General features: G+C 39.9%; 11 protein-coding genes. All 11 read right to left on the bottom strand.

Translation table 11 applies throughout. The features are described from left to right. Positions 1 to 726 precede the first annotated feature (726 nt). A complete protein-coding gene (locus ODU39_RS10000) occupies positions 727 to 1,626 on the bottom strand; it encodes a helix-turn-helix domain-containing protein (RefSeq protein ID WP_105138897.1) in 900 nt (299 codons plus the stop codon). A 247-nt stretch (positions 1,627 to 1,873) separates the two neighbouring features. After that, complete coding sequence (locus ODU39_RS09995) at positions 1,874 to 2,509, bottom strand: HAD-IA family hydrolase (protein ID WP_105257592.1); 636 nt, start codon at positions 2,507 to 2,509, stop codon at positions 1,874 to 1,876. 1 nt (position 2,510) lies between these two features. Continuing rightward, the gene (locus tag ODU39_RS09990; RefSeq protein WP_105257591.1) at positions 2,511 to 3,257 is read right to left on the bottom strand and encodes a GNAT family N-acetyltransferase; all 747 of its coding nucleotides are present in this window, start codon (positions 3,255 to 3,257) and stop codon (positions 2,511 to 2,513) included. Continuing rightward, entirely contained in the window at positions 3,257 to 4,258 is a 1,002-nt protein-coding gene (gene ruvB / locus ODU39_RS09985) for a Holliday junction branch migration DNA helicase RuvB (RefSeq protein ID WP_105257590.1), read from the bottom strand. Before ruvB ends, ODU39_RS09990 begins: the two co-directional genes overlap by 1 nt. Positions 4,259 to 4,505: 247 nt before the next feature. Then, positions 4,506 to 4,679 (bottom strand): hypothetical protein, encoded by a 174-nt coding sequence (locus ODU39_RS09980; RefSeq protein WP_169050576.1) that lies wholly within the window; start codon positions 4,677 to 4,679, stop codon positions 4,506 to 4,508. A 101-nt stretch (positions 4,680 to 4,780) separates the two neighbouring features. Continuing rightward, entirely contained in the window at positions 4,781 to 6,493 is a 1,713-nt protein-coding gene (locus ODU39_RS09975) for an ABC transporter ATP-binding protein (RefSeq protein WP_208571489.1), read from the bottom strand. Positions 6,494 to 6,495: 2 nt separating this feature from the next. Next, positions 6,496 to 7,266, bottom strand: coding sequence for a hypothetical protein (locus tag ODU39_RS09970; RefSeq protein WP_053867148.1), 771 nt, complete (start codon positions 7,264 to 7,266; stop codon positions 6,496 to 6,498). Between the two features lie 5 nt (positions 7,267 to 7,271). Continuing rightward, positions 7,272 to 8,144 carry an ABC transporter ATP-binding protein gene (locus ODU39_RS09965; protein WP_105179232.1) on the bottom strand — a complete coding sequence of 291 codons (873 nt, stop codon included), beginning with the start codon at positions 8,142 to 8,144 and terminating at the stop codon, positions 7,272 to 7,274. Positions 8,145 to 8,169: 25 nt separating this feature from the next. Next, complete coding sequence (locus ODU39_RS09960; RefSeq protein ID WP_398580360.1) at positions 8,170 to 8,898, bottom strand: amino acid transporter; 729 nt, start codon at positions 8,896 to 8,898, stop codon at positions 8,170 to 8,172. 325 nt (positions 8,899 to 9,223) lie between these two features. Continuing rightward, entirely contained in the window at positions 9,224 to 9,967 is a 744-nt protein-coding gene (locus ODU39_RS09955; protein ID WP_044763137.1) for an ABC transporter permease, read from the bottom strand. Then, complete coding sequence (locus tag ODU39_RS09950; protein ID WP_398580359.1) at positions 9,960 to 10,784, bottom strand: ABC transporter ATP-binding protein; 825 nt, start codon at positions 10,782 to 10,784, stop codon at positions 9,960 to 9,962. Before ODU39_RS09950 ends, ODU39_RS09955 begins: the two co-directional genes overlap by 8 nt. Between the last annotated feature and the right edge of the window lie 511 nt (positions 10,785 to 11,295).

The following is an 11,295-nucleotide window of genomic DNA, read 5'->3' as shown; positions in this document are numbered from 1 at the left end:
GTATTTAAGACTTTAAATGAGGTAATCGATAAACTTCAAGAGATTATTCAAACCTTAACTGTTTATCAACTCAAATCAATTGTACATAGAGATTGGATATCGGCTATTTTTGATTTTAATTGAGTATAAAAAACCTCCTTTTTGTGCGCCCTAAATACAAAAACTATTCCCGTTTTGTCATGAACTGCTCAGACGGGAATAGTTTCTTTAGCTACTTAAATGCTTAACTTAATGACATTGGACAAAAAGCCCAGCACCGCTTCTCAAAGTTAGTGTCAACATCTCAGCGCAGTGGTTGATTGGGTTTAACAGTCCAGTGGACTGTTAAAGGTTGGAGATAAGATTTGCAAAGCAAATCTCAGCAATTCGTTTTTCACACTCCAAATCTGACCATTACGACTGTTGCGAACAAAGTTCGCTTCATCTCCAACCTCAAACTGTCTCCCAGACAGTTTGAGCTGTGCGGGGGTGGGAGTGAAACAGTCTGGGAATAGACTGTTTCAGCTCAACAACTAGAAATAAAGACTTGTTGACGAACTCTTCTATGAATGGTCGAGTTCTGTCCCACTCCCTTTTTAATAATATTATTCTTCAACCCATGTTCCCCAGTTACCGCCAAGACGACCAAAAAATTTCAAATAGTTAAACATGTTACTAATCTCCTTTAATCTTTATGAGTTTAGTATAATGCTTTTCACAATTCTTCAACAGGACAAAAATGTCACTTTATTGATTGTCAACTCTCCAATCTTCTTCAATCTTTTGTTCTAACTCTCTATTTTCTATCAATTTTGCAAATAGCACCGCATCTAGATAATGCTTTTCAGCCTCATCCCGATCCTTATCCACAAAAAGTGCATATTTCCATTTTAATACACTAACAATGGGCTTTTTCTGAAAATCTTGTGTCGACTGTATAATCTTATCTACACTGTCAAATATCTTTGGTATTGGTTCGTAATATTTTTTACTTCCCAAAATGTTTACACAAGATAATAATGTATCCCTTAGAACAAATAAATCATTTGAATTGATGATATTGATTTGCTCATGTAAATGCTCTATAATTTTCAAAAACTGTCTAAATATTTCTGAATCACAGCTAGATAACCTAACATATTCAAGATGGAGCCTAACAATCAACAAATCATTCAATTCATACTTTCGTTTGCGAAAAATTTGTTCAAAGTAGTCTTCCAGTATCTCTTTTCCAAAGCCTGCTGTACCTGACTCTAAAGTATCAATTCGTGATTGAATCGCATCTATTGCTATCTTCTCCTCCTCAGGCAATTCATCATAATAATCGTCATAGATTTCTGTCATCATGGCATCTCGCTTTTCCGCCAAATCTTCATTACCATAAGTTGGGGTGCGAAGTACATCAAACTTCAGCTTGGAATATCTTTCGGGTAAGGATACGTAATCTGGCATAAGCTCGTAAAGTCCCATACCTAAACGAGTTGCAATATACTGAATCTTTGAAAAAGTCGGCTTGGAAGTACCTGCTTCAATACGAGTTAATTGGCGCACAGAGAGTTCCAGTTCATCGTCACAAAACTGTTCACGTGTCATGCTAACAGATTCTCGTAATTGACGTACACGCTGTCCAAATTCCTTATCGTTCATAAACCACACCTCCAAATATACTTTTTAAATTATATCAAATATATTACACAAATTCCATATCATGCTCTTCTTAAAACAGACGGCTGGATTCATTTTTTATTATAGCTTGAAGCCATAACAAGATAAAGGCCCGATATTACGGGCATTAGTCAAGTAGTCATAGCACTAACCTAAACGAAGTTCAGCGGACGTCTTTAGATGTTGCTGGAGAGAAACAGCTTATAGCTGGTGTACAAGCCACCCGTTTTCACAGGTTGTTATGACTTGATTTATCTGTTAATATTTGTTTTATGTCCAATAAAGAAACAATCTTCCAATTCTGCTCCACGCCATCAATTTGCAGGTTGATACTATGAATACCCGCATTAATAGCCGTTTCCACATCGAGCAGACGGTCGCCGATATAGTGGGTGTTTTCCTTGTCCAGTCCGTATTTTTCGATGAGAAATAGCAGAGCTTCTGGACTTGGTTTGCGGGCAAAACCAGAATCGCTGGTCAAGATTTCTGTGAAATGATGACGGACACTCAATTCCTCCAAAACCTGAAAAGCATTGTCACTCTTGTGAGTATAGACGAAGTTTTGAATGCCTTGCTGAGCTGTCCAGTCCAAGATTTCCGCCGCACCTGCCATCAAGGGAATCTGCGTATTCTTCTCCTTCAAGGAAGTCGCACGTACGCGATTAAGCTCATCGCTATCTAGACCGTAGTTGTCCGCATCACGCACCAGCAAATCCTTGACAGAATAGCGAAGAATATATTTTCTCACTTCTTCACGGTCAAAAGGAAGACCAAACTGCTCATAGGTTTCCTGGATGCCAGCCAAAATCGCTTCATAGGAATCCAAGAGCGTTCCATCCAAATCCCAAATAAATGTCGGTGTCATCTTATCTCCATTCATATGCTTGATAGGGCTTGTCCAATTGGTAACCCAATTTTTCAGCCAGTTTCAAGGAAGTCAGAGTATGGGCATCCCAGCTAGGATAGAGATTACGGTCTAAACAAGCTAAGATTAACTGAGCAGCACAAGCTCTAGCTAAACCCAAACCTCGATAGCCTTCCCTAGTATCCACTTCTATCTCAATCCCACCTGAATAACTGGCATAGGATGAGGCACCTGACACCACCTGTTCCTTATGCAAGATGACATAGCCTAGACCCAAGTCTAAAAACTGCTCCACATCAGCATAATTGCCCACCAAATCGCGTGACCATTCTTCTACTAGACAGGCATCATACAGATTACGGTCAATCACTTTCAGGTCAAACTCTTCAGGTAGGGCATCAATCAGTTTCTGCAAATGCCCAAGGTCAAAACTAGTATCTTTTTTCGTAGCATAACGGGTAAAGGACCGGATCCTGTCTCCGTAAGTCCCTTCTATCAAGTCTGACCAGGCTTGGTTTTGGGGTACTAAAATAATATCCTTTCCCTCACACATTTTTAGCAAGTCCGCATTTGGTTTTCCGGCCAAAAAACCAAAGAAGCTCTGCCGTCCATAGAGAGCTAGGGCTGACTGGGGCGACTGGGTATTATCGACATGAATCTGTCCCATTCTGCCTTCTAAACAGGTCCAAATAATTGCCTCAGGCCAATCTCCAAATAAACTGGCTACTTGTCCCATCTGCTCTGCCATTATTTTTCCGTATAGGGATAACCCAAGTGCTCGTAAGCCTTGGCTGTCGCGACCCGCCCCGTCCGTGTCCGCATGAGGAAGCCCTGCTGAATCAGGTAGGGCTCATACATGTCCTCCACCGTTTCACGCTCCTCGGCGATATTAACCGACAGGGTGTTGAGCCCGACAGGACCGCCGCCGTACATCTCAATCATGGTCCGGAGAATCTTCTGGTCTACATAGTCCAGCCCCTCTCGGTCCACATCCAGCATGGTCAGAGCCTTGTCCGTAATGATATCGTCAATCAGACCGTCGCCCATAATCTGTGCAAAATCCCGCACCCGCTTGAGCAGGCGGTTGGCGATACGAGGGGTCCCACGGGAACGACGAGCCAGCTCGATCGCTGCTTCATGGGTAATCTCCATGTCAAAGATATCCGCTGTCCGCTCGACAATCTCCGTCAAATCAGCCAGTTCGTAGTATTCCATGTGCCCGGTGATACCAAAACGGGCCCGCAGGGGATTGGACAGCATACCCGCACGAGTGGTCGCTCCAATCAGGGTAAAAGGCGGCAACTCCAAATGCACAGAGCGACTGGCCTCCCCAGTCCCAATCATGATGTCGATGTAAAAATCTTCCATAGCAGAGTAGAGAATCTCCTCAACCGCCATGGGCATACGGTGAATCTCGTCAATAAAGAGGACATCTCCAGGCTCCAAATCATTGAGAAGGGCAACCAAATCGCCTGCCTTTTCAATGACAGGACCACTGGTCTGCTTGATATTAACCCCTAGTTCGTTGGCAATAACGAAGGCCATGGTGGTTTTACCCAAACCTGGAGGACCAAAAAGAAGAGTATGGTCCAAGGCTTCATCACGGAGCTTGGCTGCCTCGATAAAGATTTTCAACTGGTCCTTGACCTTATCCTGACCGATGTATTCATTTAATTTCTGCGGACGCAGGGTACGCTCAACGTATTCCTCGTCCTGCATTTGTTCCATGTCTAAAATTCGATTTGTCATGAAACCATTATAGCATAAAATGAAAATACCAGACTCAGTGAATCCAGTATTTCCAGGAGATTATATAATCCCTAGCTCTTGTCGCTTGCGGCTTAGAGCTAGGGACACCTTTAGGTGAAAAGTATTTCTGCTATTTCTAGCTTGGATATAGTATAACTCGCCAAGCTTAAGGGAAAGTAAAACAGAATTCATTTCATGTGTTTTTCATTATTTATAAAAACATCTGTGATTTTTGCTCACAGCTACTTTACTCCTCAATTCGCACATGAACAAACCATTTGTCAATACTCCTCTTCCCAGAACGCCGTAACCACTCTGCCATTCCCTCCATATATTTTTCAAACCTTTCTTCCATTTTTGAAACTTTCGAGTCCCCGCTATCATTTCCTCCCAAAGATAATGTGTAAGTTGTTTGTTTCATTCTTTTCTCCTATCTATTTATTGTACAAGTAATCATCAGTATTCCATTTTATTATTAGGTAACCCTAGACTTAGAATGGTCGGTCCATCGACTCCCATTCACTAACTGGCTTGCGGTAAGCCTCTTAAGAAATCTTGATAGAGATGATTTCTCTCCACTAACTGCTGATGAGGACCATAGTCAGCCACTTGCCCATTTTTATCTAAGATCAGAATCGCATCCGCCTCACGCACTGTGTGCAAACGGTGAGCAATGGTTAGCCTTGTTTTTCCAGCTGTTAAACGGTCAATCGCTTTGCTAATGACACGTTCTGTGACAGTATCTAAACTTGCTGTCGCCTCATCCAACAAATAGATAGGATACTCTAACAACAAGGCTCTCGCAATGCTAAACCGTTGTTTTTGACCTTCCGACAAACCTGTCCCATTTTCTGAAATCCGAGTATCTAAACCATCTTCCAACTCAGCTACTAAATGAGACAATCCCAACTCCTTGAGAATATGAACAATACGCTCTTCAGACACAGACTCGTTCTTTCCATACAATAGATTTTCTCTAATCGTCCCATGGAAGAGAGTATTATCTTGAGGTATGAAGGAAATCAATCTTCTCATCTCCTTGGTTGAAATATCACTTAAGCATTGTTGACCAATTCGAATCTCTCCTTGGTAGTCTTGATAGTATTTCATCAGCAAGGCAAAAATAGTTGACTTTCCTGCCCCACTTGGACCAACAATCGCCACATGAGCTCCTTCAGGAATTCTAACCGATACTCCATTCAAAACTGGATCTGTATGATAGGAAAAACGAATATTTTCCAAGTGGATACTAGTAGCATCAACCAACTCTGTATCTACCTGTTCTTCCTTAGTCAGTTCCAGCAATTCTACCAAACGTTTAGACACCGCCTGAAACTCCGTTAGTTCATTTAAGGAAGAGGCAATATCTGTTACTGGATCAATCAGTTGCATCATGTACAATACGAAGGTTGTCAATGTAGCCATGGTCATCACTCCCTTGGTCACTTCTATACCTGCTACAAGCAACATCAGAATGATAAATCCTGTCATCAAGCTACTAACTAAAGTATGTTGCACCGCTGATAGTCTAATCATTCTCTCAAAGGTTTGTGACAGTTTCTGAAAAGACTTGCCCATCTCTCGTTGTTCATGCTTTTCTCCCTGAAAGGCCTTCATCAAACGAATCGTTGTAAATTTATGACTAATTCTACTAGAAACCTGCCCTAATCCCTCTTGGTAAGCAGAGTAGTAACCTTCCAACCGCTGATTCATTGGAATCATAACCATTGACAACAAAGGAAGCAACAAGAGACTAAGACCCGTGAGCCACGGACTGATGGTCCACAGAAAATAAATTGACCCGATAACCATCAAACCATTCATCAAGAAATTTGGAAGAATAACGGTGATGAAGTTCAGAACAACCGACATATCATTGGTCAAACGACTGGCAAGATCGCCGGATTGGTACTGTTCCAAGTCCTTTACAGATGTGGTCAACAAGGATTCATAAATATATTGTTGCAACTGTTTGAGTGCGTTACTACCACTACGCCCGATGAAATAATTGGATAGAGCTTGTACCGTATAGACCGATACAAAGAAAAGGATGAAGCCAGCCAGCAATTCTGGTCGTGTTAATAGATTGCTTAAATAGGTTTGATCTAGCAACTGACCAATAAACTGGGGAAGAAGCAAACCCATTCCAACCCCAAGAGCACTCAGCACTATTCCAAACAAGAACATCGTTTTATTGAACGATTTCAACAACACTCCTACGAGTCTTCTATTCATACCTAGAACTCCAAATTCTTGAACTTTTTCACAGCAATTTTAGTAAATACGAGTACGTAAACAATTGTGACACCGATAGCTCCTAAGTAAGCAAGTCCCACTCCTGTAAGACCTTCGCTCGCTAAAGGCATATAACTAGTTGGAAAAAGCATCGCAACTGGACCGCCAACAACTGCTAAAATCATCATCGTAATCGTCACCAAAAATCCTGTGACCATTGTGGTAATATTTTTCAGATACAAACAAAGAGCCGTTGCCAAACTAACTGATAAAATATCTTTTAGCAAATAAGCGACAATACAGAACACATTACTCAAGCTCTCTGCCAAACTAGTATCAAAAACGGACGGACTGCCAAAAGGCAGATGGATTACCCTGACATAATGTACAAATGCAGATGTCGCAAAGAAGAGACCATAGAAAATAACAATTGTTGCTAATAGACCCAAATATTTCGACCAGAAAATCTGCTTCCGCCCAAGATCTCTGTATAAAAACATGGTATGTTCATCTACTTCTTTCCTAAAGACAGAGATAGCCAAGAAATACAGGGTCAAACTAGGAAGAATAAAACTATCCACAGAGCTCATCATCATATTCGTAAAGGCAACGAGACTAACCGACCCCTCACTAGCATGAATTTGCATAAAATTCGACCCTTCAATAAATGAAGTGACCAGATAAATAAAAGGAAACAAAGTGAACAGGAGATAAATCTGCGTCTCCTTTCGCTTCCAAATCGTTTTAAAGATAGCTGGAAAAATTTGCTTCATACTCACTACCCTTTCGTAAAGATTTCTTTCAAGTGATTCTCTTTCACTTCTAGTTTCACAATCAATTCTTGACGAGCCAGCACACCAAAAATCTGATTTAGCTCACTTGTAGGTGTAGCAGTGGAAATCTCTAACACTTCCCCCTCTAGCACCACATGGTCATTGAGCAAAGCCTCTACAGAATCTAGGTTTTTAGTCGTATCCAACTGCACGAGTACACTTGGATGAGATTTACCTTCAAAAGCCTCGGCCAATTCTCCCGATTCGATATAGACATAGCGGCTGCACAAGGCCTCCAGCTCACCTAGTTGGTGACTCGAAATCAGCATGGAAATTTGTCGCTCACTAGACCACTGCTTCAAAATATCAATCAATTTCTGAACACCAATCGGGTCCAAGCCCACAAACGGCTCATCTAAGATAAGGAAATCTGGCTCCGCAACCAAGGCAATTGCCAAAGCAGTCCGTTGTTTCATACCAAACGAGAATCCCTTTGGTTTCCGATTGCGAGCATCCCATAACTCTACCAATTTCAAGGTCTTCTCAATATTTGGATAGAGCTCTTTTTTCCCATGCAGGTCCAAATAAAACTTAAGATTGTCTATAACTGTCATTTCTGGATAGAAGACTGGATCAATCATAATCCCAAAGTCTACCAACAAATTATCTTGGCTAAAAATATCCGTACCCTTATAGGTAATGGTTCCCGAACTTGGTTTTAGGGACTTGCCCATTAATTTCATGAGCGTGGATTTTCCAGCTCCGTTTTTCCCAATCAGACCAACAATCTCGCCCTTATTGATCTCCAAACTCACATCTTTTAGTGAGTAAAATTCGTTTCCTGCAAACTGTTTTGATAAATGATTGATTTTAAGCATAAGTAACTCCATTTTCTAACTATTTCTAAAATTCCAGCTTTTCAAAGTTCGAACAGCCTTTGAGATAGGTAGCAATAATATAAAATGTCGTTATAGCTGCTACCAAGGACCATGCAAGCAATGGCTGATTAAAGCTCATCTGAGCATAGCCATTCGGTACGACATAATGAACTCCAATGAGAAATGGTGCAGTTGTTGTAAACAGCGACCAAAAAACTCCTGCTAAAACTGCCTGTAAGGATTTGGCTTTGATAGAAACCATGGCAACCAATAGAATACCGATAACATTGATTGAAATTGTTGCAAAAATAGATAGGAGAGTGGACTGTACATTATTCCAATCATCCGATACTACTTTTCCATAAGCATTCAAGAAACCAAAATAAGCAATCGCACTTGTCAGCATTGTTAGAAGGACATAAGAGGCATACATCGTCACTAAACTAATGATTTTTGCATTAAAAAGTCGAGTTCTATTCAGATCTTTATATAAAAATAGAATACCGCTATCAATCTCATCCTTAAAAACTGCGGAAATTATCAAGGATAACAGCAATGTTGGTAACACAATCCCATCCTGTGTTGCCAATGCTGCCCCTAGAAAATCTAAAAAATTGTCTGTATATTCAGCCTTTACGCCTACCAAAAATTTGGACAATATAGGAACTAAGATTGGTAAACCAGCAAAGGCATAGAACAAAGCAACATCTCTTCTATAGATAATCGATTTAAAAATAGACCTAAACATATTCATATTGTTTCCCCTTTTTATCAATAAGATAGATGAGCAATAACTCCCTCACCTATTTATTCGTAAACAAAAAGAAAAATTCTCTGGAAAAACCAAAGAATTTTAATACTCATATTTCACCATCAATTATGGTCTCAAATAATGTGCCGCCACATAACCAACAACGAAACCTGTAACTGCAGCTACTAGCATGTATTTCTCCTCCTTCATAATATAATACTCTTTCTTCAATTTCCTATTAGTTTTGAATACAATAAACAATAATTCCTACACCGACACCGATAATGAATGCTGATACCATAAATTTCTCCTTTCTAATTTATTCATATTATAAAGAATATTGAATTTTTTCTTTTATTCCTGATAGGGAGTTCCTAAAATATTTCCTCCAATTTCCCAAATAGAGAATCAAGGCCAAACTAATCAGGACAATCCACCCCAATAGGTAATAGAATTCTTGATTCAAAAGTTCAAAATGGGGATTTTTGAAAAATTCAATATAAGCTCCTAGAAAACTATATTTCAAAATCTGACCCACTGTCTCATTCATCAAAGACAGGCTAGGTCCCATAGATACTGCCATTGTGATAAGCATCGAGGTAACCTGCGACTTGGATTGAGATTGGGAAGTTGCCCCGATTAAAAGGTTGATTAAAATGGAAGCCAGTGATGTCAAAAGCATGATAACCGAATAGCTAAGAATATATCCTGATACATCAGCCTGTGTGATAGCTGGAAATAGAATGAGGTTGACAAAGCTAATGACAACAGGATAACACAAAATAGACAGCACATATTCACTCGGGCGAACACCTGTCAGTAACAAGGTAGACAGATTATTCTTTTCCTTTTCTTCAGAAATCATTGCTGATATAGGACTTCCTACTGACATACCAATAGCCATTGAAAAACAAATTCCCATTAAATCCATTGCCTTGGTATCATCTGTTTTCATCACAAACTTAAACAGTAGTAACATGAAATAGGGCATCAATACTGGCAATAGAATGTTCTTATTGGTCACCAAGACTTGTGTTCGAAGCCAAAGTAAGGCTAAAAATCGTTTATACATTTAAGGTTGCTCCTGTCTGTTGAATAAAAATGTCTTCCAAAGTCGGCTCACAAGAGTGAATAGTGGTTGCCTGAGCTAACTTCTCAGGTGTCAACTCACTAAACAACAGCTCAGTATCACTACCATCCTCAAAAGTAACCCTCGCTTTTTTAGTGACATTGTACTTATGAATCAAATCCTGCGGACTTCCCTTTTCAACCAAATTTCCTTGATTCAATAGAACCAATTGATCACATAAGAATGTCGCTTCTGCCATATCATGCGTGGTCAAGAAGATCGTCGTCCCCTTACCCTTTAGCTCCAATAAGAGTTCATGAATCCGCTTTGAAGTTGTGGGATCTAGACCGCTTGTCGGCTCATCAAGAAACAATACTTTTGGTGAATTGATTAAGGCTCTTGCAAGCAACATTCGTTGCTTCATGCCTGTAGATAGTTTTTCTGCAATTGTCTTTTTACTATCCAGCAACCCTACTTTTTGTAGAATAACCTCTACTTCTTTCGAACTGACACCAAAGAATTTTGCATAGAACAACAAATTATTTTCCAAGGTCATCTTCTCGAAGAAACCACTTGAATCACTGACCAAGCCCATTGCTTCAAAGTCCCCTGGTGACAATAGGGTCGATTCTTTACCTAGTAGATAAGATTTTCCGCTATCTGCTGGTAGCTGCCCGGTAATAATCTTAATCATGGTTGTCTTTCCCGAGCCAGAGGGACCCAAGAATCCAAAGATTTGTCCTTCTTGAATGTCAAAGCTAATGTTGTCTAAGGCAACCTTGTCTCCAAACTGTTTATGGATATGTTGAACTGTTATCATCTCTACTCCCCTAAATTAAAACAAACTTATTTTTTCCACCATGATAAAATCCATAAAGCTGGTGCTATAATCATCCTTCTTCTCCTTTCATTTTTCCTACACTTGTTTATTCGTAAATCATTTGGAAAATGATTTATTTTTTCAAGTGTGTATCTCCTTGAGGGGTGTTTTCCCTCTCACTTACTTATTCGCAAGTCGTTATCATTTTTTAAAAAAATCTTACTTTTTTGAATTAGTAGTGAGCTTGCTTCCCCCACACTTATCTATTCGTAAACTTTTGTAAAAAATAATTTATTTTTACTCACGAATGATTGTCTAGCGGAGGGAGCTTGTTTTCCCCTTCACCTATTTATTCGCAAGTAAACAAAAAAATTCTCTGGAAAATGAACTGCTCCCTGTCAAGTGGACAATGAAATAATAAAAGATTAGGCGACGGCCTTGTTCCTCATTTCAAGAGGGGCAAGGCCGTTGTTGCGTTCTTGAAAACGTTGATGATTATAAAAATAGATGT

Origin of the sequence: Streptococcus sp. 2021WUSS126, assembly GCF_044427255.1 — a bacterium.
In the GTDB taxonomy this organism is placed as follows: Bacteria; Bacillota; Bacilli; order Lactobacillales; family Streptococcaceae; genus Streptococcus; species Streptococcus hashimotonensis.
Note: the sequence above shows the minus strand (reverse complement) of the source record. Positions and strands in the feature narration are given on the sequence as shown.

Excerpts from the sequence above, each read along its gene's own strand:
- ODU39_RS09990 (WP_105257591.1), bottom strand. The coding sequence starts at position 3,257 with ATGGCAGAGCAGATGGGACAAGTAGCCAGTTTATTTGGAGATTGGCCT.
- ODU39_RS09955 (WP_044763137.1), bottom strand. The coding sequence starts at position 9,967 with ATGTATAAACGATTTTTAGCCTTACTTTGGCTTCGAACACAAGTCTTG.
- ODU39_RS09960 (WP_398580360.1), bottom strand. The coding sequence starts at position 8,898 with ATGAATATGTTTAGGTCTATTTTTAAATCGATTATCTATAGAAGAGAT.
- ODU39_RS09995 (WP_105257592.1), bottom strand. The coding sequence starts at position 2,509 with ATGACACCGACATTTATTTGGGATTTGGATGGAACGCTCTTGGATTCC.
- ODU39_RS10000 (WP_105138897.1), bottom strand. The coding sequence starts at position 1,626 with ATGAACGATAAGGAATTTGGACAGCGTGTACGTCAATTACGAGAATCT.
- ODU39_RS09965 (WP_105179232.1), bottom strand. The coding sequence starts at position 8,144 with ATGCTTAAAATCAATCATTTATCAAAACAGTTTGCAGGAAACGAATTT.
- ODU39_RS09980 (WP_169050576.1), bottom strand. The coding sequence starts at position 4,679 with ATGAAACAAACAACTTACACATTATCTTTGGGAGGAAATGATAGCGGG.
- ODU39_RS09950 (WP_398580359.1), bottom strand. The coding sequence starts at position 10,784 with ATGATAACAGTTCAACATATCCATAAACAGTTTGGAGACAAGGTTGCC.
- ruvB (WP_105257590.1), bottom strand. The coding sequence starts at position 4,258 with ATGACAAATCGAATTTTAGACATGGAACAAATGCAGGACGAGGAATAC.
- ODU39_RS09970 (WP_053867148.1), bottom strand. The coding sequence starts at position 7,266 with ATGAAGCAAATTTTTCCAGCTATCTTTAAAACGATTTGGAAGCGAAAG.
- ODU39_RS09975 (WP_208571489.1), bottom strand. The coding sequence starts at position 6,493 with ATGAATAGAAGACTCGTAGGAGTGTTGTTGAAATCGTTCAATAAAACG.